Source organism: Streptomyces sp. NPDC031111, from assembly GCF_055570675.1.
Map to the genome: position 1 here is coordinate 27,665 of NZ_JBVIGS010000010.1, position 24,355 is coordinate 52,019.

General features: G+C 71.0%; 20 protein-coding genes. 10 read left to right on the top strand and 10 right to left on the bottom strand.

Annotated elements, in window-relative coordinates:
• Window positions 1–19 precede the first annotated feature (19 nt).
• Genes ACZ470_RS21240 through ACZ470_RS21250 form a run of 3 tightly spaced genes read right to left on the bottom strand, consistent with a single transcriptional unit; the run spans window position 20 to window position 2,669 of the window.
• Window positions 20–682 carry a response regulator gene (locus ACZ470_RS21240; RefSeq protein WP_468429282.1) on the bottom strand — a complete coding sequence of 221 codons (663 nt, stop codon included), beginning with the start codon at window positions 680–682 and terminating at the stop codon, window positions 20–22.
• Window positions 679–1,836, bottom strand: a complete 1,158-nt coding sequence (locus tag ACZ470_RS21245) for a sensor histidine kinase (RefSeq protein WP_468429284.1) — start codon at window positions 1,834–1,836, stop codon at window positions 679–681. The genes ACZ470_RS21240 and ACZ470_RS21245 overlap by 4 nt, the downstream gene beginning before the upstream one ends.
• Window positions 1,833–2,669, bottom strand: coding sequence for a lysostaphin resistance A-like protein (locus tag ACZ470_RS21250; RefSeq protein WP_468429286.1), 837 nt, complete (start codon window positions 2,667–2,669; stop codon window positions 1,833–1,835). The genes ACZ470_RS21245 and ACZ470_RS21250 overlap by 4 nt, the downstream gene beginning before the upstream one ends.
• A gap of 476 nt (window positions 2,670–3,145) precedes the next feature.
• Here ACZ470_RS21250 and ACZ470_RS21255 point away from each other — a divergent pair, with 476 nt between their 5' ends.
• The 10 genes from ACZ470_RS21255 (at window position 3,146) to ACZ470_RS21300 (ending at window position 16,953) form a co-directional block, all read left to right on the top strand.
• Window positions 3,146–5,752 carry an FG-GAP-like repeat-containing protein gene (locus ACZ470_RS21255; protein WP_468429288.1) on the top strand — a complete coding sequence of 869 codons (2,607 nt, stop codon included), beginning with the start codon at window positions 3,146–3,148 and terminating at the stop codon, window positions 5,750–5,752.
• Window positions 5,753–5,877: 125 nt separating this feature from the next.
• The gene (locus ACZ470_RS21260) at window positions 5,878–7,368 is read left to right on the top strand and encodes an FG-GAP-like repeat-containing protein (protein WP_468429290.1); all 1,491 of its coding nucleotides are present in this window, start codon (window positions 5,878–5,880) and stop codon (window positions 7,366–7,368) included.
• 35 nt (window positions 7,369–7,403) lie between these two features.
• Window positions 7,404–8,891, top strand: a complete 1,488-nt coding sequence (locus ACZ470_RS21265) for an FG-GAP repeat domain-containing protein (RefSeq protein ID WP_468429292.1) — start codon at window positions 7,404–7,406, stop codon at window positions 8,889–8,891.
• Between the two features lie 21 nt (window positions 8,892–8,912).
• A complete protein-coding gene (locus ACZ470_RS21270; protein ID WP_468429294.1) occupies window positions 8,913–11,003 on the top strand; it encodes an N-acetylmuramoyl-L-alanine amidase in 2,091 nt (696 codons plus the stop codon).
• Between the two features lie 17 nt (window positions 11,004–11,020).
• Window positions 11,021–13,138 carry a DUF4185 domain-containing protein gene (locus tag ACZ470_RS21275; RefSeq protein WP_468429296.1) on the top strand — a complete coding sequence of 706 codons (2,118 nt, stop codon included), beginning with the start codon at window positions 11,021–11,023 and terminating at the stop codon, window positions 13,136–13,138.
• 203 nt (window positions 13,139–13,341) lie between these two features.
• Window positions 13,342–14,001 (top strand): hypothetical protein, encoded by a 660-nt coding sequence (locus ACZ470_RS21280; RefSeq protein ID WP_468429298.1) that lies wholly within the window; start codon window positions 13,342–13,344, stop codon window positions 13,999–14,001.
• A 149-nt stretch (window positions 14,002–14,150) separates the two neighbouring features.
• Window positions 14,151–14,771, top strand: a complete 621-nt coding sequence (locus ACZ470_RS21285; protein WP_468429300.1) for a sigma-70 family RNA polymerase sigma factor — start codon at window positions 14,151–14,153, stop codon at window positions 14,769–14,771.
• Window positions 14,772–14,832: 61 nt separating this feature from the next.
• Window positions 14,833–15,522 (top strand): helix-turn-helix transcriptional regulator, encoded by a 690-nt coding sequence (locus ACZ470_RS21290; protein WP_468429302.1) that lies wholly within the window; start codon window positions 14,833–14,835, stop codon window positions 15,520–15,522.
• Entirely contained in the window at window positions 15,519–16,496 is a 978-nt protein-coding gene (locus tag ACZ470_RS21295; protein WP_468429304.1) for a pyridoxal-phosphate dependent enzyme, read from the top strand. Before ACZ470_RS21290 ends, ACZ470_RS21295 begins: the two co-directional genes overlap by 4 nt.
• A 97-nt stretch (window positions 16,497–16,593) precedes the next feature.
• Window positions 16,594–16,953 carry a cupin domain-containing protein gene (locus tag ACZ470_RS21300; protein WP_468429306.1) on the top strand — a complete coding sequence of 120 codons (360 nt, stop codon included), beginning with the start codon at window positions 16,594–16,596 and terminating at the stop codon, window positions 16,951–16,953.
• Here the strand turns inward: ACZ470_RS21300 and ACZ470_RS21305 are convergent.
• From ACZ470_RS21305 to ACZ470_RS21335, 7 genes are all read right to left on the bottom strand, one after another.
• Entirely contained in the window at window positions 16,950–18,320 is a 1,371-nt protein-coding gene (locus tag ACZ470_RS21305; protein ID WP_468429307.1) for a vWA domain-containing protein, read from the bottom strand. The two genes, ACZ470_RS21300 and ACZ470_RS21305, sit on opposite strands and share 4 nt — an antisense overlap.
• The gene (locus ACZ470_RS21310; protein WP_468429309.1) at window positions 18,317–19,174 is read right to left on the bottom strand and encodes an AAA family ATPase; all 858 of its coding nucleotides are present in this window, start codon (window positions 19,172–19,174) and stop codon (window positions 18,317–18,319) included. The genes ACZ470_RS21305 and ACZ470_RS21310 overlap by 4 nt, the downstream gene beginning before the upstream one ends.
• A gap of 88 nt (window positions 19,175–19,262) precedes the next feature.
• Window positions 19,263–20,573: an FtsX-like permease family protein gene (locus ACZ470_RS21315; protein ID WP_468429310.1), complete on the bottom strand. Its 1,311-nt coding sequence runs from the start codon at window positions 20,571–20,573 to the stop codon at window positions 19,263–19,265.
• 3 nt (window positions 20,574–20,576) lie between these two features.
• Window positions 20,577–21,362 carry an ABC transporter ATP-binding protein gene (locus ACZ470_RS21320; RefSeq protein ID WP_468429311.1) on the bottom strand — a complete coding sequence of 262 codons (786 nt, stop codon included), beginning with the start codon at window positions 21,360–21,362 and terminating at the stop codon, window positions 20,577–20,579.
• A gap of 123 nt (window positions 21,363–21,485) precedes the next feature.
• Entirely contained in the window at window positions 21,486–22,127 is a 642-nt protein-coding gene (locus tag ACZ470_RS21325) for a LutC/YkgG family protein (protein WP_468429313.1), read from the bottom strand.
• Complete coding sequence (locus ACZ470_RS21330) at window positions 22,124–23,602, bottom strand: LutB/LldF family L-lactate oxidation iron-sulfur protein (RefSeq protein ID WP_468429315.1); 1,479 nt, start codon at window positions 23,600–23,602, stop codon at window positions 22,124–22,126. The genes ACZ470_RS21325 and ACZ470_RS21330 overlap by 4 nt, the downstream gene beginning before the upstream one ends.
• Window positions 23,599–24,354, bottom strand: coding sequence for a (Fe-S)-binding protein (locus ACZ470_RS21335; protein ID WP_468429316.1), 756 nt, complete (start codon window positions 24,352–24,354; stop codon window positions 23,599–23,601). The genes ACZ470_RS21330 and ACZ470_RS21335 overlap by 4 nt, the downstream gene beginning before the upstream one ends.
• Window position 24,355: the final 1 nt, after the last annotated feature.

The following is a 24,355-nucleotide window of genomic DNA, read 5'->3' on the forward strand; positions in this document are numbered from 1 at the left end:
GGACGGTTCCGTATTCCGGTCAGGTCACCAGGCCCTGGCGGTAGGCATAGACCACGGCCTGGACGCGGTCGCGCAGGCCGAGCTTGGTGAGGATGCGCGAGACGAACGTCTTCACGGTCTCCTGGCTGATCAGGAGGGACGCCGCGATCTCGCTGTTGGAGAGGCCGTCCGCGATGAGGCGGAGGACCTCCAGCTCGCGGGGGGTCAGCGGGATGTCCTGCGGCGCCCCGCCCTCGGCGGGCCGGATCCGGGCGGCGTACCGGCCCACGAGCCGGCGGGTCACCTCCGGGTCCAGCAGTGCCGCGCCCATCGCGACGGTACGGATCCCGTGCAGCAGCTGGGACGGCGGCGCGTCCTTGAGCAGGAATCCGCTGGCCCCGGCGCGCAGTGCCTCGTACACGTACTCGTCCAGGTTGAAGGTGGTCACCACGAGGACCTTCACCGGATGCGGCACCCCGGCACCGGCCAGCAGGCGGGTGGCCTCGATGCCGTCGAGCACCGGCATGCGCACGTCCATCACCACGACGTCCGGGCGGAGCCGGACGGCGAGGTCGACGGCGGACTGCCCGTCGCCGCACTCGCCCGCCACCTCCAGATCGGGCTGGGCGTCGATGATGGTCACCAGCCCGGTGCGGATCAGCATCTGGTCGTCGCAGACCAGCACCCGGATCGGTGCGGTCATGCCGTGCTCCCCGTCGGTATGCGGGCCCGTACGACGAAGCCGCCGCCCGGTTCCGGGCCCGCGCTGAAGTCGCCGCCCAGGACGTCGACCCGCTCCCGGAGTCCCGCCAGGCCCCGGCCGCTGCCGCCCGGCGAGGTGGCCACCGGTGTGCCGGAGCCGTCGGTGCCGACCTCCACCGTGATCTGCCGTTCGCTGTGTCGCACCTGGACCCGGGTGGCGCCGCCGTGGGCGTACTTGAGGGCGTTCGTCAGCGCCTCCTGCACGACCCGGTACGCCACGAGGTCGGCGCTGCCCGTCGACGGCGCCGGTGTGCCCTCCTCGGTGAACTTCACCGGCTGCCCGGCCCGGCGGGTCTGCTCCACCAGTGTGAGCAGCCGGCCGACGGGCGGTGTCCTGGCCTCGGGACCGTGGTCGGGGTCGAGCAGGTCGAGCAGGTGCCGCAGATCGGTGATGGCCCGGCGGCCGGTGTCGGTGACGGCGGTCAGTGTCTGGTCGAGGCGGTCGGGCGCGGTGGTCAGATAGCGGGCCGCCTCGGCCTGTACGACCATCGCCGTCACATGGTGGGTCACGACGTCGTGCAACTCCCTCGCGATACGGGCGCGTTCGGCGGTGCGGGTGTCCTCGGCGACGCGGTGCCGGCGCTCCGCCTCGGCGACCCGGGTGGCGCGCAGCCACGCCCCGATGCCCCACGCGAGCGCCACCGCCAGGTAGAACGTCACGAACTCGCCGACCGGCTCGCCCGGACCGAGCCGGTGGAACGCGACCGTCAGCGCCACATACGCGACGGAGAACACGACCGCGGTGGCGCGCCGGTACCGTTCCAGATAGGCCCCGACGCTGAGCAGCGCGATGGGCAGCGCGGTGCCCGCGGGGGAGTGGTAGCCGCGAAGCTGGTCGAGGGCCAGCCCGGCGGACACCACGGCGAGACAGACCACCGGCCACCGCCGGCGCACCGCGAGCGGAAGCGACTGGAGGGCCACCGCCACCACAGCCAGCGAGTCGAAGGGGCGGTCGGGCACGCCCCCGAGCCGCGTTCCGTGGTTCTGGAACGCCGGCAGCAGCGACACACAGAGGACGAACAGCCCGAGCAGCAGGTCCCTGACCGTGACGTCCAACCCGCGCCACAGTTCCCCGGCCCGGCGAGGAGCGATCACCGGGGCAGTGTAGCGCTGGTGTCGGGCCCGGCCACGCGCCGCCTACGGGGCATCAGACGGCCGCGCCGGTGGGCCAGCCACAGGAACGCGATCGTCAGCAGCGCACCGAACAGCACCGAGTACACACTGCCCTCCGGCCCGAAGTCGCCACCGGTGATCCATTCGGAGCCCGAGGTCGTGGCGTCCAGCAGGCCCTGCTCGGTGTCGTTGCCCGAGACCTCGGTGCTGAAGATGCCGGCCGCGGCGAAGTTCCAGCCGAAGTGCACGCCGATCGGCACCCACAGGTTGCGGGTGGCGGCGTACGCGGCGGCGAGCATCCCGCCCGCCTCGATCGCGATGGCGACGGCACCCCACAGCGTGGCGTGCGGGTTGAACAGGTGCGACAGACCGAACAGCACCGCGGTCAGCGCCAGCGCGATCCAGGTCCCCAGGTACTCCTCGGCGACGCGGAACAGCACACCGCGGTACAGCACCTCCTCGGTGACCGCGGCGGCCGCCATGAAGCCGAGCAGCCCGAAGACGCCGCTCACCGAACCCAGGCCGTGGACCTCGTAGTTCCCGGACGCGGCGAGGTTCGTGACGACCATCGCGAACATCACCACACCGATCAGCGTCCCCCTGCCGAGCGCCGGCGCCGCACCGTCCGGGTCCAGCTCCGTGACCGGTCGGTGCTCGGTCCGTGCCACCACCCATCGGTAGACCACCAGCGCGAGCACGGTGGTCAGCGCTCCCAGGGCGAGCGACAGCCACGGGTTGTCCCGCACCGCGTACACGCTCTGGCCGCCCACGGCGGAGACCGCCGCGACGGCCAGGAACTGCCAGACCACTCTCATCGAGGACTCCTTCGCCGGATCCGCGACCGAGTGCCGCGGGCCGTCACGGACGCTACGGATCCGGCGGCCGGCAATCGTCACCGCTCAGTGGACACTTGCGTGTAGCTCGCTCGGGGGACAGGGAATCTGAAATGGATTTCTCGCGTCATGGAACCAGCCTCGGCCGGTTCGCTCCCCCGCGCCGCGCGCCACGACGCGATCGGGTGCAACACGTGGCTGTGACCTGGTGAAAGGCCCCTGGGACAGAAGATCCGAGCCGCCATTGCGGCGTTCGCAGCGCGCCCGGAGGAATGGGGACGCACTGGCCAAATATCGTCCAACGTCGCTCTGTCGCAGAGCAGTTGACGCCCTCACGGCGCACTAGTACCGTCCCGCTGAAATCGATTTCGACGCTGGCCGGCCCGAGTCCTCCGGGAGCACAGTCAATGCGCAGATCCGTTCAACCCTCCAGACCCGTGGGGCGTCTGGGCCGTGTCATGGCCACGGCAGTTCTCGCCCTCGGTACGGTGCTGACCGTCGTGCCGCCGAGCTCGGCCGCGGACGCCGTACAGTCCGCGGGCACCTCCGCGGCCGCCGCCGGCTCGCCTCCGGCGAGCGACTTCTTCTCCACCGTCGCCGTGGACCCCGCGGCCACCGTCGGCGCGCCCGCGGTCGGCGACAACCGGGACCACGGAGACCTGTGGCCCAACTGCTGGTCCGACGACGACAACGTGTACGCCGCCTACGGCGACGGCACCGGCTTCGGCACCGACTTCAGCGACATCGGAGTCGCGAGGATCTCCGGCATGCCCGGCGCACTGACCGGATCACAGCTCTCCAGGGACGTGAGCCAGATCTGGAGCGCGGGCCACAACCGCAAGCCCACCGGCATGGCGTGTGTGAACGGTGATCTCTACCTCGCGGTGCAGGACCTGGCGCACGACTTCAACGACGCCCCGGCGGCCACGATCGCCAGGTCCACCGACAAGGGCCGCACCTGGACCTGGGACCGCAACCGGCCGATGTTCGGCGGCGGCGTCTTCACCACGGTGATGTTCCTGGACTACGGCAAGAACTACGCCAACGCCCCCGACGACTACGTCTACGCCTACGGCCTGGACCACAACTGGCGGGACTCCTTCGACAACACCGTCCCCGACCCCGTCGACCTGTATCTGGCCCGCGTCCACAAGAGCTCGATCATGGACGAGAACGCCTGGCAGTACATGTCCGGCACCGACGCCTCGGGCAACCCGGTCTGGTCCACGGAGATCTCCCTGCGCAAGCCGGTCCTCCACGACGACCGGCGCGTCTACCAGAACGTCATCACCCCCGGCCGGGCACGCGACATGACGGTCCTCAGCCAGGGCGGCGTGGTCTACAACAAGCCGCTCAACCGCTACATCTACACCTCGTGGACCGAGTACACCTTCGAGTTCTACGAGTCCCCGACCCCCTGGGGCCCCTGGAAGCACTTCGCGACCAAGGACTTCGGCGGCTACCCCTGGACCCACACCAAGCACGGCGGCTACGCGACGACGATCCCGTCGAAGTACATCAGCGCCGACGGCAAGTCGATGTGGCTCCAGTCCAACGTCTGCCCCTGCGGCGGCGGTTACCCCGGCGGCGACCACTACGCGTACACCTTCTCCCTGCGGAAGCTGAGTCTGGAACCGCGCAGCGACACCACTCCCGGCAACGCCGCCGACCCGAACCGCAACCTCGCCCGCGAACCCGGCACGGTGCCCGTCCAACGGGCCACCCATTTCGGCAAGGACTCCTTCTACGCCGACGGCAACCGCACCCAGAACGAGGACGACTGGAACGACGAGCGCAAGGACGCCAGCTGGTGGGGCTACACCTGGCCGCGCCAGTACATGATGAACAAGGTCACCTACACCACCGGTGACATGTTCGCGGACGGCGGCTGGTTCGCCGGTGACCTGCGGGTGCAGGTACGCCGCGACAACCGGTGGCTGGACGTCTCGGGGCAGCGCGTGGGGCCCGACTACCCGTACGGCAACTCCGCGGGCCCGCACCGGACCTACACGTTCTCCTTCGACCCGACGGCGGGCGACGGCGTGCGGATCATCGGCCGGCCGGGCGGGGAGAAGACCTTCACCTCCATCGCGGAACTCGAGGTCCACTACGGCGACGCGGGCGGCCTGATGCTCGGCGGTTCACCGACCGACGTGACCGGTGACGGCAAGGACGACGTCGTCACGTTCACCCGCGGCACCGCGGCGGAGGTCTACGCCGCGCCCTCGGACGGCACCGCGTTCACCGGCGGGGGCCAGTGGAACGACCACTTCGCCCCCGCCGGGGAGACGCCGCTCACCGGTGACTTCAACGGCGACGACAAGGACGACGCGATCACCTTCACCCAGGGGTCGACGGCCGACGTCTATGTGGCGCCCTCCACCGGCACCTCGTTCGGCACCGGGCAGAAGTGGAGCGACCACTTCGCGCCCGGCGGCGAGGCCCCGGCCGTGGGCGACTTCGACGGCGACGGGATCGACGACATCGTCACCTTCACCCAGGACGACGCCGCCGACGTCCATGTGTCGCTGTCCAACGGCAAGTCCTTCGCCCCCGGCGGGAAATGGCACGACCACTTCGCGCCGCGCGGCGAGTTCCCGGCCGTGGGCGACGTGAACGGCGACAAGAAGGACGACATCATCACCTTCACCAAGGGCACCGAGGCCGCCGTCTACGTCGCCTTCTCCGACGGTACGTCCTTCGGGCCGGCGCGCAAGGTCCTCACCGGCTTCTCGCCCGGCGCCGAACTGCCCCGGGTCGGCGACTTCGACGGTGACGGCAAGGACGACATCGCCTCCTTCACCGCGGACGCGGCCGCAGAGGTCCGCGTCGCCCTGTCCGACGGCGAGGGATTCGTCACCAAGGGCGTCTGGCACGACGCCTTCTCGGGACCCGGCGCCTTCCCGTACGTCGGTGACTTCGACGACGACGGCCGGGACGACGTGGTCTCCTTCGACCACACCCCCGAGGCCGATGTGCACGTGGCGCTCTCGTCCGGCACCGCCTTCGGGACGTCGAGGAAGTGGAACGACTTCTTCGGCATCCCCGGCGAGATCTCTCTCTAGCCCTCCACCCCTCCTCTCCACCCGTGGCTTCCGAGCGTGCGCCCTGATCCGGCGCGCGTCCCGGGCAGCCCTGTGCCCACCCCCGACCGATGGCGATTCCCGACCCCCACAGAAGGAAGACCGACGTGCGAAGACGGCACCTGAGCCTGGGCCTGATCGGCACCGTACTGGCCTCCAGCGCCCTCTTGGTCCCCGCGCAGACGGCCTCGGCCGCAGGCCCCCGCCCCGATTTCCGCGCGCCCTGGCCGTGCGGACAGGGGCGGGACTACTACCACCACTCCTCCGAGGTCCACAACGCGCTGGACTTCAACATCGCGGGCTCCGGCGACCTCGGCACCCCGGCCCTGGCCTCGGCGCCCGGCACCGTGATCGACGTGGTGCCCGTGCCCAACTCCTCCGGGTACGGCAATTATGTGCGCGTCGACCACGGTGGCGGCTGGACCAGCCTGGTCGCTCACCTGGACCGCATCACCGTCGCCAAGGGCCAGTACGTCCGCACCGGCGACGAGTTGGGCAAGGTCGGCACCACGGGCCAGTCGTCCGGGCCCCACCTGCACTACGAGCAGGAGGCCGACGGCCAGAACATGCCGATCGTGATCGACGGGGTGGCCCTGCGCTACAGCACCACGGCCGCCCGCCACACCAGCGGCAACTGCGGAACGCCTCAGCCGTTGTTGGCCGGTTCGCCGACGGACTTCACGGGTGACGGTGTGGACGACATCGTGACGTTCACCCAGAACCCGGAGGCGAACGTCTACGTCGCGCCGTCCACGCGCGACGGATTCGGCGCGGCGAAGGTGTGGCACGACTTCTTCGCGCCGGGTGGGGAGACCCCGCTGAGCGGTGACTTCAACGGTGACCAGAAGGACGACGTCGTCACCTTCACCAAGGGCGCGGAGTCGGATGTGTACGTGGCCCTGTCCAACGGTGACGGTTTCGGTCCGGCGGCGATCTGGCACGACCACTTCGCTCCGGGCAGTGAGGTGCCGGCGGTCGGTGATGTGAACGGTGACGGTTTCGACGACATCGTGACGTTCACCCACGACGCCGACGCCAAGGTCTACGTCGCTCTCTCCAACGGCAGCAACGGCTTCCGTCCGGCGGCGGTCTGGCACGATTTCTTCGCGCCTGCCGGTGAGTTCCCGGCGCTCGGTGACATCGACGGTGACGGTGACGACGATCTGATCACCTTCACGCAGGGCTCGACTGCGGACGTGTATGTGGCGCTGTCCAACGGTGACAACGCGTTCGGTGCCGGCAAGCTCGTCCACGAGCACTTCGCCCCGGCCGGCGAGCAGCCCCGCGTGGGTGACGTGAACGGTGACAAGAAGGACGACATCATCGCCTTCACCCAGGGCACCGAATCCGACGTGTTCGTGGCCCTTTCGGATGGCACCGCGTTCGGTCCCGGCGCCCGGTGGAACGAGTTCTTCTCTCCCTCCGGTGAGTTCCCGTACGTCGGTGACTACGACGGTGACGGCAAGGACGACATCGTCACCTTCACCCACAACGCCGAAGCCGACGTGTACGTGGCCACCTCCAACGGCACCGACGGCTTCGTCAACGGCCGCAAGTGGCACGACTTCTTCGGCACCGCCGGCGAAACCAGCCTCTAGTCATCACCCGATCCCGACTCTGAAAGGGCACACCCATGCCCCGTCTCAGACTTCTGTCCTCCTGCGTCGCCGGGTTGGCGGCGGCAGGTCTTCTGATAGCCGCCGGTGCCACTCCCGCCCAGGCCGCCGATCCGTCGCCGAAGCCGTCCAAGAACCGGGCCAACGCCGAGATCCTGGACGTCTCGTGCTACGTGCCGCCGACGCACGATCCGAACGTCCTCGTGAACGTCCTGCGCGTCGCCCGCACCCACAACGCCAACGCGAAGGTGACCCTGGCGGCCTTCGAGGCCGGCTGGGTCGAGTCACACATGAACAACCTGACCTGCGGCGACAAGGACTCCATCGGCGTCTTCCAGCAGCGGCCGAGCTACGGCTGGGGCACCGTCGAGCAGATCCTCGACCCCTGGTACGCGGCCACGCAGTTCGTCACCCGTGCCATCGCCAACGACCGGGCGAACCCCGGCTACACGGCCGGCCAGCTCGCCCAGAGCGTCCAGCGTTCCGCCTTCCCCACCCGCTACGACGAAGCGGAGTCCAAGGCCCGCGCACTGCTCGCCGAGGCGGAGCGGAACTCCGGCATCTTCGGCGGCGGCCCCACCGACTTCACGGGTGACGGTGTGGACGACATCATCACCTTCACCCAGAGCCCGGAGGCGGACGCCTACGTCGCTCCGTCCACGCGTACCGAGTTCGGCGGGGCGAAGGTGTGGCACGACTTCTTCGCGCCACGCGGTGAGACCCCGCTGACCGGTGACTTCAACGGCGACGACAAGGCCGACATCGTCACGTTCGCGCACGGTCCCGAGGCCGACGTGTACGTGGCCCTGTCCAACGGTGACGGGTTCGGCCCGGCGACGATCTGGCACGACTTCTTCGCCCAGCGGCACGAGGTCCCGGCGGTCGGTGATGTGAACGGTGACGGCTTCGACGACATCGTGACGTTCACCCACGACGCCGACGCCAAGGTCTACGTCGCTCTCTCCAACGGCAGTAACGGCTTCCATCCGGCGGCGGTCTGGCACGATTTCTTCGCGCCTGCCGGTGAGTTCCCGGCGCTCGGTGACATCGACGGTGACGGTGACGACGATCTGATCACCTTCACGCAGGGCTCGACTGCGGACGTGTATGTGGCGCTGTCCAACGGTGACAACGCGTTCGGTGTCGGCAAGCTCGTCCACGAGCACTTCGCCCCGGGCGCCGAGCAGCCTCGTGTCGGTGATGTGAACGGTGACAAGAAGGACGACATCATCGCCTTCACTCAGGGTGCCGAGTCGGACGTGTTCGTGGCCCTGTCGAACGGGACCGCTTTCGGTCCTGGTGCGCGGTGGAACGAGTTCTTCTCTCCCTCCGGTGAGTTCCCGTACGTCGGTGACTACGACGGTGACGGCAAGGACGACATCGTCACCTTCACCCACAACGCCGAAGCCGACGTGTACGTGGCCACCTCCAACGGCACCGACGGCTTCGTCAACGGCCGCAAGTGGCACGACTTCTTCGGCGCCCCCGGCGAAACCAGCCTCTAGCTTCCACAACAGGGGGAACCCATGTCCCAGCACCCACCCCACCGCAGACGCACCGGACCGGCCGCGGCCCTGCTCGTCGCCGTACTCGCCTCGGCGATGACACTGAGCGGCCCGGCGAGCGCCGCCCCGGCCGACGACACCGCCATGAACGACGCCTTCGCCGCTGCGGGCAAGGAGTTCGGCGTACCGCGCGACCTCCTGGTCGCGGTCGGCTACGGCGAGACCCACCTCGACGACCATGACGGCGAGCCGAGTTCGGCCAACGGCTACGGCGTGATGCACCTCGTCAGCAACCCGGAGCACCGGACCCTCGAGAAGGCGGCCGAGCTCACCGGCCTGCCGGTCGCCGAGCTGAAGCGCGACAGCCGCGCCAACATCCGTGGCGCCGCGGCCGTCCTGCGGGCCCACGCCGACAGGCTCGGCCTCGACGCCACCGAGCGGAAGAGCATCGACGAGTGGTACACGGCCGTCGCCGCGTACGGCGGCGCGGACGAAGCGAGCACGGCACGGCTGTACGCCGACACGGTCTACGGCTTCCTGGCCCAGGGCGTCGTGCAGCGGGCAGACCACGGCGAGCGTGTCACGGTGAAGCCTCGGAAGGTGGCCCCGGAGCGCGGCGAGTACGGGAAGGTGCGCCCGCTGGGCGCCTCCACCGGAGACGGCGCGCAGTCCGAGGTCGGGATCCTGAGCGCCGACTACGGGCCGGCGCACTGGGTGCCCGCACACCCGAACAACTACCAGGTCGGGCGTTCGGCGCGGATCGACAAGGTCGTCATCCATGTCACGCAGGGCTCGTACGCGGGCTCCATCAGCTGGTTCCAGAACGGTTCGGCCGGTGTGAGCTCGCACTACGTGGTCCGTTCCTCGGACGGTGACGTGACCCAGATGGTGCGCGACTCCGACACCGCGTACCACGCGCGCAGCGCCAACCCGTCGTCGCTGGGGATCGAGCACGAGGGGTGGGTGGACAACCCGTCGTGGTTCACGGACGCCATGTACCGCTCGTCCGCCGCGCTGACCCGGCACCTGTGCGACCAGCACGGCATCCCCAAGGACCGGGCGCACATCCTGGGCCACAACGAGCTGCCGAACAACGACCACACGGATCCGGGACCGCACTGGAACTGGAACTACTACATGCAACTCGTCAACAGCGGGGGCGGCGGGATGTCGGCCGGTTCGCCGACGGACTTCACGGGTGACGGTGTGGACGACATCGTGACGTTCACCCAGAACCCGGAGGCGAACGTCTACGTCGCGCCGTCCACGCGCACCGAGTTCGGCGCGGCGAAGGTGTGGCACGACTTCTTCGCGCCGGGTGGGGAGACCCCGCTGAGCGGTGACTTCAACGGCGACCAGAAGGACGACGTCGTCACCTTCACCAAGGGCGCGGAGTCGGATGTGTATGTGGCCCTGTCCAACGGTGACGGTTTCGGTCCGGCGGCGATCTGGCACGACCACTTCGCTCCGGGCGGTGAGGTGCCGGCGGTGGGTGATGTGAACGGTGACGGTTTCGACGACATCGTGACGTTCACGCACGACGCCGACGCCAAGGTGTATGTCGCCCTGTCGAACGGCAGCAACGGCTTCCGTCCGGCGGCGGTCTGGCACGACTTCTTCGCACCTGCCGGTGAGTTCCCGGCGCTCGGTGACATCGACGGCGACGGCGACGACGATCTCATCACCTTCACGCAGGGCTCCACTGCGGACGTGTATGTGGCGCTGTCCAACGGTGACAACGCGTTCGGTGCCGGCAAGCTCGTCCACGAGCACTTCGCCCCGGCCGGCGAGCAGCCCCGCGTGGGTGACGTGAACGGCGACAAGAAGGACGACATCATCGCCTTCACCCAGGGCACCGAATCCGACGTGTTCGTGGCCCTCTCGGATGGCACCGCGTTCGGTCCTGGTGCGCGGTGGAACGAGTTCTTCTCTCCCTCCGGTGAGTTCCCGTACGTCGGTGACTACGACGGTGACGGCAAGGACGACATCGTCACCTTCACCCACAACGCCGAAGCCGACGTGTACGTGGCCACCTCCAACGGCACCGACGGCTTCGTCAACGGCCGCAAGTGGCACGACTTCTTCGGCACCGCCGGCGAAACCAGCCTCTAGCAGGAAAGGAATCCGTGGTGAAACGCAGAACCGGGAGACTTCTCCCGGCCGCACTGTCGCTGGCCTCGCTGGTCGTCGGTTCGCTGTTCGCCGGCGTGGGTACCGCGTCCGCCGCCCAGCCCGGCCACGACAAGGCGCCGAGCGCGACCACCAAGGCGGTGGCCGCCGCCGACGTCCAGGCCGCCGGAGTGCTCTCGCGCGCCGAGCGGGTGGCCAAGCTGACCGGACCCGGCTCCACCAGCGCGACCGACGTCCGCTGGCAGCTGAAGGCGACCGACCTCGGCATCATGTGGGACAACGGCAAGGGCGAGGTCCTCACCGCCTTCGGCGACTCGTACGGCAACGGCTGGACCGGGCCGGGAGCCGCCGTCGGCGACCAGGCCACCCTGGACTGGCGCTGCAACCTGGTGGCGCGCAGCGGGGACCGCAACCTGGCCGACGGCATGAACATCGACAGCATGGCGACGGACCGCCCCGGCCACGCCAAGCAGGTGCTGCCGTGCAAGCGCGTCGACGGCGACGAGCTGACCACCATTCCCACCGCCGGCATCTCGGTGGGCGGCCGGCAGTACATGCACTACATGTCGGTCCGCCGCTGGGGCGGGCCGGGCGAGTGGTTCACCAACTACTCGGGCATCGCCTACTCCGACGACAACGGCGAGAACTGGATCAAGGACGCCGACGCCCGCTGGCAGAACGACGCGTCCTTCGGCAACAAGTTCCAGATGGCGGCGATGCTCAAGCAGGGCGGCTACGTCTACCTGTACGGCACCAGGAACGGCCGCTTCGGGGACGTGTTCCTGTCCCGTGTCCCCGAGGGGCAGCTCCTGGAGCCCGGTGCCTACCGGTACTGGACCGGCGGCGACTGGGTCACCGACTCGTATGCGGCGACGCCGGTCGCCGGGGCTCCGGTCGGTGAACTGTCCGTGCAGTACAGCCGCTATCTCGGCCGGTTCGTGATGATGTACCTGGACGACCCGGGCGGCGCGATCGTGATGCGGACCTCGGCGACGCCGTGGGGCCCGTGGAGCGGCAAGCAGGTGGTCGCGTCCGGCGCCGACTACCCGCAGCTGTACGGGTCGTTCATCCACCCGTGGTCGGCCGACTCCAACAGCCCCTATCTGTACTTCACGATGTCGCAGTGGCAGCCCTACAACGTGTTCCTGATGCGGGTGCGGCTCACCGGTGGCGGCATGATGGGCGGCTCCCCTGCCGACTTCGACGGCGACCGCAAGGACGACATCGTCACGTTCACCCAGGACGACCGGGCCGACGCCTATGTCGCGAGGTCCACGGGCGGCGGGTTCGACGGCCGGGAGGTGAAGTGGAACGACCACTTCGCGCCGGGCGGTGAGACCCCGTTGACCGGTGACTTCAACGGCGACGACAAGGACGACGCGATCACCTTCACCCACGGTGCGAACGCGGACGTGTACGTCGCCGCCTCCGACGGCAAGTCCTTCGGCACGGGCCAGAAGTGGCACGACCACTTCGCCCCCGGCCGTGAGGTGCCCGCGGTGGGCGACTTCGACGGCGACGGCATCGACGACATCATCGCGTTCACCCGCGAGGACACGGCCGACGTGTACGTTTCCCTCTCGGACGGCGGTACCTTCGGCGAGGGCCGGAAGTGGCACGACGACTTCGCGCCCTGGGCCCAGTTCCCGGCCGTGGGTGACGTCGACGGGGACGGCCTGGACGACATCATCGCCTTCACCCAGGACGCCTCCAACGACGTGTACGTGGCCTTCAACGAGGGCGACCGGTTCGGCGCTCCGCGCAAGGTGCACGACCACTTCGCCCCGGAGGGCGAACGGCCCCGCGTCGGCGATGTGAACGCCGACGGCAAGGACGACATCGTCACCTTCACCGGCGGTCAGGCGAGCGACGTCTATGTGGCCCTGTCCGACGGCGCGGTCTTCGGCGAGGGCCGGAAGTGGGCCGACTTCTTCGCCCCGGACGGCGAGTTCCCCTACGTGGGTGACTACGACGGCGACGGCAAGGACGACATCGTCACCTTCACCCACAACGACCTGGCCGACGTCTACGTGAACCTGTCCAACGGGACGGACGGCTTCGTCAACGGCAGGAAGTGGCACGACTTCTTCGGCCTCGCCGGAGAGACGAGCCTCTGACTCCACCTCCCCCTGACCGGCCCGGCCGGCCCGTGGTTCCCGCTCCCCCGTACGGGACCACGGCCGGCCGGGCCTTCCCTTTCCCCCAACTCCGGCCGCAGTGAAGGGTGTTCCGGGTCACATGCCGGGGAATGAGTTGCGGGCGTGGGAGAAACCGTATCCACGGGTGACCGGTTGGGGCCCGGATGCGACGATGAGGGGCCATGACTGCTGGGTGGGGCACTCGCACGGGACGGGCCGCGGTGTTCGCGGCCGTCTGCGTCGTGCTTGCCGCCCTGGGGCACGTCATGATGTCCGGCGACCGTCTTCCCCTGTGGACGCTCGCGGCCGGCTGGGCCGTGACCGGCGTCGTGGGCTGGGGACTCGCGGGGCGTGAGCGCGGACTGCCGCTGATCACCGCCGTCGCCGTCGCCGCCCAGACGGCCCTGCACTCGGCCTTCTCCCTGGTGAGCCCCGCCGAAGCCGCCCGCTCCATGGACATGGGGGCGATGTCGCACGGCTCGCACGCCATGCACACCACGCCCATGCCCGTGCCCGTGCCACCGAGCATGAGCACGGGCACGGACGGGCACCTGGCGCCCTCCGGGGACTCCTCGGCCGGCATGCTCGCCGCCCACCTGCTGGCCGCGCTGCTGTGCGGTCTGTGGCTCGGGTACGGGGAGCGGGCCGTCTTCCGGGTGCTGCGGGCCGTCGGCGGATGGCTGGCCGCTCCGGTCCGGCCGCTGTTCGTCACTACGGTGCCGCCGCACCGTCCGGTCCTCCGCGTCCGCCGGCGCCGCCGCTCCGACCGCGCGCCGCGTCTTCTCCTCCTCGTTCACGCGATCACCTCTCGCGGTCCGCCCGCCGGGGCCGCTGCCGTCTGACGGCAGCCGGTGACACCCCGGGCCGCCCCTGCGCGCCCCGGGCTCCGGCCGTGTGCCCGTACGCCCCTCTTCCGCGTACCGTCCGCGGCCGTCTCCCCGCCGACCGGGCCGCGCACGCCCGTGGTCCGGTCCTCCGCGAAGGACATCAGGTGATCACTTCCGCCCTGCCCGCCTCTCCCGGAAGACCCACCGACGACGCGGCGACCGCCTGGGCGCTGGCCGCACGCGGCGGTGACTCGGACGCCGTCGACCGCTTCGTCCGCGCCCTGCACCGCGACGTCATCCGCTATGTCGCCCACCTGTGCGCCGACCCCCAGGCCGTGGACGATCTGACCCAGGACACCTTTCTGCGGGCGCTCGGCAGTCTGCACCGGTTCGAGGGCCGCTCCTCGGCGCGGACCTGGCTGCTGGCCATCGCCCGCCGCGCGGTGGCCGACAGCCACCGGTACGCGGCCGTACGGCCCCGGACGGCCGACGTGTGCGACTGGCAGCTGACCGTCGAGCGGGCCCAGCCGCGCGGGCTGCCCGGATTCGACGACGGGATCGTGCTGCTCGATCTGCTGGACCGGCTGCCGGAGGAGCGGCGCGAGGCGTTCGTCCTCACCCAGCTGCTCGGGCTGCCGTACACGGAGGCGGCGGCCCTCGGTGACTGCCCGGTCGGCACCGTCCGTTCCCGCGTGGCCCGTGCGCGCACGACCCTCGCCGCCCTCATCGGCGAGGCGGAGGCGGAGGCGACGGCCACGGCCGCACCGGGACCAGATCTGGACTGACAATCCAGAGGCTGGACGTATAGTCTAGGAAGGGTTGGTGGGACAGGCAGGAGGTGTGCTCATGGCGGCCGCACAGGGCCGGGACGCCGAGCGGGACGCGATTCTCGCCGCGCTGACGCCCGTCGTCGACGGGATCGCCGCGACGTTCGGACCGGTCTGCGAGGTGGTGCTGCACGACTACCGGCGCCCGGAGGAATCGGTGGTCGCCGTGGCCGGCACCGTGACCGGGCGGACGGTGGGCGGGGCGATGAGCGAGATTGGCATGCGGGTGCTGGCCCGCGGCGACGAGGCCGCCGACGAGCTCAACTACCTCACCCGGACCGGGAACGGCACCCTCGTGAAGTCCTCCACGATCGTGCTCCGGGACTCCACGGGAGCGGTCTTCGGCGCCCTGTGCGTCAATGTCGACGTCACCGCCGTCGGCCAGGCGCACACCCTGCTCGGCGCGCTCGCCGGCCTCGGCACCGGCCCGGCCGAACCGCCGACGACGACCTTCGGGAACGACATCGACTCGGTCGTCGAGGCGATCGTCGACGCCCACCAGCTGCGGCAGCACCGCGGCTGGGCCCAGCTCGACCGCGCCGAACGGCTGCGGCTCTTCCGGGACCTGGACGACCGCGGGGTCTTCGCCGTACGGCGCGCGGTCGAGCAGGTCGCCGCCCGGCTCGGCATCTCCCGCGCCTCCGCCTACCACTACCTCTCCCAGTCCCGGACGACCTCCGACTCGACCCCCGCTGGAGACACCACGTGACGACCACCACCCCGCCGGTCACCCTCGACGACGTCCGTGCCGCCGCCGAGCGCCTCAAGGGCGTCGCACACCGCACGCCCGTCCTGCGCTCCCGCACCCTGGACGCGCTCACCGGCGCCGAGATCCACCTCAAGTGCGAGAACTTCCAGCGCGTCGGCGCCTTCAAGTTCCGCGGCGCCTACAACGCGGCCTCCCGGCTCACCCCCGAACAGCTGTCCCGGGGCATCGCCGCGTACTCCTCCGGCAACCACGCCCAGGCCGTCGCCCTGGCCGCCCGGGAACTGGGCACCACCGCCGTCATCGTCATGCCCGAGGACGCCCCGCCGTCGAAGCGGGCCGCCACCGAGGGCTACGGCGCCGAGATCGTCACCTACGACCGCTACACCGGCGACCGGGTCGCCGTCGCCGAGGCCCTCGCCGCCGAGCGCGGCCTGACCCTCGTCCCGCCCTACGAGCACCCGCACGTCATCGCCGGACAGGGCACGGCCGCCCTCGAACTCGTCGAAGAGGCGGGCGAGCTGGACCTGCTGCTCACCCCGGTCGGCGGCGGGGGACTGATCGCCGGAAGCGCCACCGCCGTCAAGGGACTGCGTCCCGGGACCCGGGTGATCGGCGTCGAACCGGAGGCCGGGGACGACACCAAGAGGTCACTGGAGGCGGGCCGGCGGATCAGCATCCCGGTGCCGCGCACCATCGCCGACGGCCAGGCCCTGCACACCCCCGGCGAACTCACCTTCTCCCTCAACCGGCGGCTCCTCGACGGGATCGTGCTGGTCGGCGACGACGAGATCCGGGACGCCATGCGGTACGCCTTCGAGCGCCTGAAGATCGTCCTCGAGCCGAGCGGTGCCACCCCGCTCGCCGCGCTGCTCACCGGCCGCGCAGGCCCGCTCCCGCCCCGCGTCGGACTGATCCTCTCCGGCGGCAACATCGACGCCGAGCGCTTCGCCCGGCTCTGCGGACCCGCGACCTGACGGGCGCGGACCGGCCCCATCACCCGAATGGCGCCCCCGAGTGGACGGACGGACGATGGAGTGGTGGGGCAGGCGGCGGTCGGAAGGGAACAGGGCCATGCTCGAGATCAAGACGCTGGACAAGCCGGACGAGAGGCGCGACTTCCCCAGGGGACACCTGGAAGCCGTTCACATGACAGGGCTGGACTTCGCCGTGGCCACCTTCGAGCCCGGGTGGCGCTGGTCCGAGTCCGTCGGTCCCATCGCCGGGACGGAGAGCTGCCAGATCCACCACAACGGCTATGTCGTCCAGGGCCGTATGCACATCCGCATGGACGACGGCGCGGAGCGGGAGGTCGGCCCCGGGGACGTCTTCGTCTGCGCACCGGGCCACGACGCGTGGGTCGTCGGCGACGACCAGGTCGTGGTGTACGACTTCGCGGGCGGCATGGCCCAGAAGTACGCCAAGGCCGACTAGCCCGTCACCGGCAGCAGCCCCTCGATCAGCGTGCTCAACTGACGTACGTTGCGGCACTCGTGCATCTCCACCAGCTCCGCGTACTCGGGTGCCGCGGAGTCGCCCGTGCCCCAGCGGGAGCGCTGTTCGGGGTTCAGCCAGTGCACGCGCCGGGCGCGCCGGACCAGCTCGCGCACGGCGGGTAGGTTCGGGTCGGCCATGTTGGTGCGGGCGTCGCCGAGGACGAGCACGGTGGTGCGCGGGCCCACGGCGTCGGCGTACCGCTCGGTGAACTCGCCCAAGGCCATGCCGTAGTCGCTGCTGCCGTGCCAGCCGGTGAGGCTCGCCCCCTCGCGGATCCGGGCACCCAGGCCCTCCGGGTCGGCGGCGCCGTGCACCAGCAGTCCGGTCACCTCGTCGACCCGGTTGACGAAGGCGAACACCCGCACCTTGCCGAACTGGTCGTGCAGCGCCTGCACCAGCAGCATCGTGAAGTCGGAGAAGCCGGACACCGAGCCCGACACATCGCACAGCAGCACCAGTTCGGGCCGCGCGGGCCGACGCCGGCGCAGCACGGGCCGTATCGGAACCCCGCCCGTCGAGAGCGATCCGCGCAGGGTCCGGCGCAGGTCGATGCTGCCGCGCGCGGCCCTGCGCCGGCGGGCGGCCATCCGGGTCGCCAGCTTCCGGGCCAGCGGCCGCACCGTGCGGCGCAGCTCGGCCAGCCGGTCCTTCCCGGCGAACAGGAAGTCGACACGGTCGGTGGTCGGGGCCACCGCGCGCCGGGCGATCTCGTCCCGGCCGCGCCGTTCGGCCACCCTGCGCCGCGCCTCCGAGGCCACCATCCGCCGGAACTCCTCCACGCGCCGCCGGATCTCGTCCTCCAGCAGCCGGTCGCCGAAGCCCGCCGCGCCGTCCCGTCCGCGGATCTCGTCCCGCACCCGGGCGAGCAGCGTCTGCGGACGCAGCCGGTCCAGTGCCTGGTACGACGACCAGCCGTCCGACCCCGGTGAACCCCCGTACCCGCCGAAGCCGTCGACCGCCTCCACCGCCAGCCGGCCCATCAGCGCGGCGTCGCCGTCGGCGAGCGCGGCGGCCAGCCGGTCGCGCAGGTCCTCCCGGTCCGCGGGCCCGCCGTCCGGCGCGCCGACCCCGCGCGGGAAGTACAGGTCGAAGACCGCCTCGAACACCGGGCGTTGCGCGGTGCCGTGCAGCAGCGTGGCCGCCAGGCCCTCACGGAGCAGCTCCCGGTCGGCGAGTCCCAGCGCCTCCACCGCCCGCGCCGCGTCCACGGTCTCACCGGTGCCGATGCGCACGCCGTGCGCGCGGAGCGCGCCGACGAGGCCGGTCAGCCGCGCCCCGAGGTCCGAGTCCGCGTCGGCGTTCACAGCGCGTCCAGGTCGAGCTTGGCCGCCGCCTTCTGGATGTCGTCCCGGTGCTTGAGGATCACGCCCAGGCTGTCCCGTACGACCGTCTCGTCCAGGGTGCCGGCGCCCAGTGCCAGCAGCGTGCGGGCCCAGTCGACGGTCTCGGCGACCGACGGCGCCTTCCGCAGGTCCATCGCGCGCAGCGCACCGACCACCCGCACCACGGAGTCGGCCAGCGCCGCGTCGATGCCCGGCACCTTCAGCCGTACGATCCGCCGCTCCAGCTCCGCGTCGGGGAAGCCGATGTGCAGGAACAGACAGCGGCGGCGCAGCGCCTCGGACAGCTCCCGGGTCGCGTTCGACGTGAGGACGACGAACGGGCGCCGCGTCGCGGTGACGGTACCCAGCTCGGGGACGGTCACCTGGAAGTCGCCGAGCACCTCCAGGAGCAGGCCCTCCACCTCGACGTCCGCCTTGTCGGTCTCGTCGATCAGCAGGACCTTGGGGTCGTCGCCGCGGATGGCGGTCAGCAGCGGACGGGGCAGCAGGAACTCCTCGCTGAAGATGTCCGTACGGGTCTCGTCCCAGCTCTCGTCCCGGCCGGCGCTGATCCGCAGCAGCTGCTTGGCGTGGTTCCACTCGTACAGCGCCCGCGACTCGTCCACCCCCTCGTAGCACTGGAGCCGGACCAGACGGGCCCCGGCGACCTGTGCGACGGCCTTGGCGAGCTCGGTCTTGCCGACCCCAGCGGGGCCCTCCACCAGCAGCGGCTTGCCCAGCCGGTCGGCGAGGAACACGGTCGTGGCCACCGCGGGCGACGCCAGATAACCGGTCTCGGCGAGGCGCGCGGAGACGTCGTCGACGGAACTGAACAACAGGGACCTCCGGCTGAGCGCGGGTACGGCGGTGTCCGGACACCCAGAGAGTGCCCGGACCCTATCCAAGCGCTTGCTCAGCGCTCTGTCACGCGGTTGCGGCGACCGCCGTCACCGCCGGCGTGCGCAGCACGCGCCGGGCCGTGGCCAGGCTCGTCCCGAGCGTCACCGCCGCCGTCACCGCCACTGTGGCGAGCCATGTGCCGAGGAACTGGTCCGGCAGCACCCCGTCGGTGCGGACGACCGTGAATGGTACGACCCCGGCCAGCGCGGCCATCGTGCCGAAGAACACCCCCGCGACCGTGAGGATCGCGCCCTCGGCACCCACCACGCCGAGCACCTGCCTCGGGGTGGCCCCCGCCAGACGCTGCTGCCCGAACTCACGGGAGCGGTAGGTCGTGGCGGCGTACAGAGAGTTGACCAGCATGACGCAGACGAAGACGGCGATGATGCCGACGACGGTGAGGTTGAGCGTCTCCAGGTTCTTCGCGTCGACCGACTTCACCAGGCCCGAGGCCGCGACGGCGTCGCTCTCCACCGCCTGCATGGTGAGCGTCGCCGTGGACACGGCCGTGAACATGATCAGTGACACCAGGATCCCGGCGAGCTCCTCGGCCCGCTGCCGAAGGTTCCGCACGGCCAGCCACCCGCTCGCCCCGGTCAGCGCCAGCCGGTCCAGTACGCCCTTCAGCAGCCGTGGCGACATCAGCGCGAACCCCACCGAGAGCATGATCGCCCCTTGGGCGGGCGGCGCCATCAGCACCTCGTCCGTCGCGGAGAAGAAGAACGTGGAGCCGGCCCCCGCGGCACCGGCGGCCAGCGCGCCGTACGCCAGGAACCGCCGTGCCCGGACGCGCTCCCTGCTGCGCCGCGTCGCCCGCCGCACGGCGAGGAACGCGGCGCCCGCCGCCGCGAGCAGCGTGATGTGCACGCCGCTCATCAGCGCGATCGGGCCGAAGGAGTACTCGACCGACCGCGCGACCTGGCCGCCGTCCTGGAACATGTCCAGCAGCACCCGCCCGCCGAGCATCGCCGGGCCGATCGCCAGCGCCGCGCCCACCAGGGCCACGGCCACCGCCTCACCCACGACCATCCGCTTGATCTGTGCCGGGGTCGCCCCCGAGCAGCGCAGCAGCTCCAGCTCGGCCGAGCGCTGCCGCACGTTCACCGTCAGGGTCGAGGCGACGGCGAAGAGCACCAGCAGCGTGCCGTACCCACCGACGACGCCGGCCGCCGTTCCCAGGGTGTCGGAGCTCACCGGGTCCACGCCCGGCTGTCCGGCCGTGTCGTGCATCGAGTTGAACATCATGATGATCGCCGCGCCCAGGAAGGCGGACAGCAGCGTCGCGAGGAACCGTCCGGGCCGCTGCCGGATCGACCGCATGGCCAGTACGAACACGGCTCACACCCCCGCCGTCATGTCGTCGCCCAAGTGGGCCAGCCGCTCGGCCACCGCGTCCGCCGTCGGCGCGTCCAGCCGGCCGGCCAGCCTGCCGTCCGCGAGGAACAGCACGCTGTCGGCGTAGGAGGCGGCGACCGGGTCGTGCGTCACCATCACCACGGTCCGCCCGTGCACCCGCACCGCCTGCTGGAGCAGCGTCAGCACCTCCCGCGCGCTGCGCGTGTCCAGCGCACCGGTCGGCTCGTCCGCGAAGATCACCCGGGGTTCGGTGACCAGCGCCCGGGCGATCGCGACCCGCTGCCGCTGACCGCCGGACAGCTGGTCGGGCCGGTGCCGGAGCCGGTCGCCCAGACCGACGGCGGTGAGGATCTCCCGGGCCCGCCTCCGGTCCACGCGCTTCCCCGCCAGCTTCAGCGGCAGCACCGTGTTCTGCGCGACGGTCAGCGTCTCCAGCAGGTTGTACTGCTGGAACACGAACCCGATCCGGCCACGCCGGAACTTCGTCAGCTCCGCCTCGCCGCCGCCGGTCAGCTCCTTGCCGTCCACCCGCACGATCCCGCTGTCCGGCCGGTCCAGACCCGCCGCGCACTGCAACAGCGTCGACTTGCCCGAGCCCGACGGCCCCATCACCGCGGTGAACGTCCCCCGGGCCAGCCCGAGCGTCACCTCGTCGAGGGCGGTCACGGCGCTGTCCGCCGTCCCGTAGGACTTGGTGACCTTGACCAGCCGCAGCGCCTCGGGGGCGGGTCCCGTGTCGTGGTCGCGTCGTGCCCCGCTGCGAAACATCGTCATCTCCTCCGTCCGGCACCCCGTGTGCCATGCCGAAGACGCTACGGAGCTGACGGCCGCGCCACATTGGGCGCAGAACCCGTTTCGGGGGGTGTACACAACGACACCCCCCGAGGGGGTTCACCCGACCAGGACGACCTCCAGCGTGCGTGGTCCGTGCACGCCCTCCACCCGGTCGAGTTCGATGTCGCTGGTCGCCGACGGTCCGGAGATCCAGGTCAGCGGGCGGGCCGGGTCCAGACGCGCGAGAGCCTGGGGCACCGAGGCGACGACCTGGTCCGGTACCCGGACGACACAGATGTGATGGTCGGGGACGAGGGTGATCCGGCGTCGGCCCTGGTCGGGGGAGCCGTCGAGCACGATCGTGCCCGTCTCGGCGACGGCGACCGCGCAGGCGGTCACCACACTGTCGACCCGGTCCAGCTCGTGCGGGGTGCTCTCCGCCCGGTCCGCCACCCGTGTCACCTCCGCCGAGGCGAGCCAGCCCTCGTCCAGGCCGGGCGGAACGAGCACCGACGACGCACCGCGCGCGGCGAGCAGCCCGGCGACGACACCGGCCAGCCCGGCCGCGTCCGTACGGTGCACGATCGCCCGGTAGTCGGCCAGGTTCTCCGCGAGGAGGTCCACCGTCTCCCCGGCCGTCCGCTCACCGTGCTCGCGCGCATAGTCACGGGCGACCGCCCGCTCGTACGGGGTGTCGTCCTCCGGGACGTCGGCGAGGGCGCGCCGCACCCGGCCCAGGATCCTTTCCCTGCTGCTCACTTCGCGGCTCCCTTCCCGCCCCGCGTACGCTGCCACCAGTCCCGGAACGGCTCCGCAGGCACCGCCGGCAGGTCCCGGCTCCCGCTCCACGCCCGGCCGGGGCCCGGCAGGGTGCGCGGATGGAGACGGCGGGTGCGGGAGGCGAGGCGCTGACCGGCGCGCAGTGCGCCGGGGCGGGTGAACGCCCAGCGCGCGGCGCGCATCGCGGCGCGCTCGGCGGCGTGTCCCTTAGCGGGTTGCAGCACCACCTTGTTGCCCGCCCGCGTCACCTGACCGCCCTCCACGACCCGCTCCCGGAGGTGCACCAGCACCTCGGGGATGTCGATGGCGACCGGGCACACCTCGTAGCACGCCCCGCACAGCGACGAGGCGTACGGCAGGGACGCGTCGATCTCACTCCCGGTGCCCCGGAGTTGGGGACTGAGGATGGCCCCGATCGGCCCCGGGTAGACCGAGCCGTACGCGTGCCCGCCGGCCCGCTCGTACACCGGGCACACGTTGAGGCAGGCCGAGCAGCGGATGCAGCGCAGTGCCTGCCGGCCGACCTCGTCGGCGAGGGTGTCGGTGCGGCCGTTGTCCAGCAGCACCAGGTGGAAGGTCCGCGGGCCGTCCTCGTCGGTCGTACCGGTCCAGGTGCTGGTGTACGGGTTCATCCGCTCGGCGGTCGAGGAGCGGGGCAGGGTCTGGAGGAACACCTCCAGGTCCTGCCAGGTCGGCACGACCTTCTCGATGCCGACGACCGAGATCAGCGTCTCGGGCAGGGTCAGGCACATCCGTCCGTTGCCCTCGGACTCCACCACCACCAGCGTGCCGGTCTCGGCGACCATGAAGTTGGCGCCGGAGATGCCCACTTTGGCGCGCAGGAACTTCTCCCGCAGATGCAGCCGCGCCGCCTCGGCCAGTTCGGCGGGCGTGTCCGTCAGCCCCTCGGGGGCGGGACGGCCCCACTCGCTCATCTCGCGGGCGAAGATCTCCCGGATCTCCCCGCGGTTGCGGTGGATCGCCGGCACCAGGATGTGCGAGGGCCGGTCCCGGCCCAACTGCACGATCAGCTCGGCCAGATCGGTCTCGTAGGCGTGGATGCCCTCTTCGAGCAGCGCCTCGTTGAGCCCGATCTCCTGCGTGGCCATCGACTTGACCTTGACGACCTCCGACTCGCCGGTCTCCTTCACCAGTTGGGCGACGATCCGGTTGGCCTCGTCGGCGTCGGCGGCCCAGTGCACCGTGCCGCCCGCCGCCGTCACCGACTCCTCCAACCGCTCCAGGTACCGGTCGAGATGGCGGAGCGTGTGGTCCTTGATCCGCTTCCCGGCCTCCCGCAGCTCAGCCCAGTCGGGCAGTTCCGCGACGGCCTTCGCCCGCTTGGCCCGGATGGTGTGCGTGGCGTGCCGCAGATTGCCGCGCAGGGTGTCGTCCCGCACGGCGTCCCGCGCCGCCTCCGGAAACGCCGGCATCCCGACGAATGTCCCGCTCATACGGCCGGTTCCTCCTCCGTGCTCGCCAGGATCTCCGCGATGTGCACCGGCCGCATCCCGGTCCGCAGCCTGGTCATCGTGCCGCCGATGTGCATCAGACAGGAGTTGTCCGCCGCGCAGAGCACCTCGGCGCCCGTCGACTCGGCGTTGCGCACCTTGTCGGTGCCCATCGCCGCCGAGACGTCGGAGTTCTTCAGGGCGAACGTGCCGCCGAACCCGCAGCACTCCTCGGCCCCCGGCAGCTCGGCCAGCTCCAGCCCCTTCACCGCCCGCAGCAGCCGCAGCGGCCGCTCGCCGAGGCCAAGGCCGCGCAGCCCGTGACAGGTCGGGTGGTAGGTCACCTTGTGCGGGTAGTACGCCCCGACGTCCGTCACCCCCAGCACGTCCACCAGGAACTCGGTGAGCTCGTACGTCTTCGGCACCACCGGCGCCAGTGTCGCCGCGAGGGTGTCCCCGCGTCCCTCCGCCCGGGCCCGTTCACCCATGCGCGGATACAGCTCCCGCACCATCGCCCCGCACGAACCCGACGGCGTCACGATCGCCTCGTAGCCTCCGAAGACATCGGAGAAATGCCGGGCCAGCGGCTCGGCCTCGTGCCGATAGCCCGTGTTGTAGTGCGCCTGGCCGCAACACGTCTGCGCCATCGGGAAGTCGACCTCGACGCCCAGTCTGGTCAGGAGTTTCACCACGGCGCGCCCGGTGTCCGGATAGAGCGTGTCGTTGACGCAGGTCAGGAACAGGGCGACACGCATC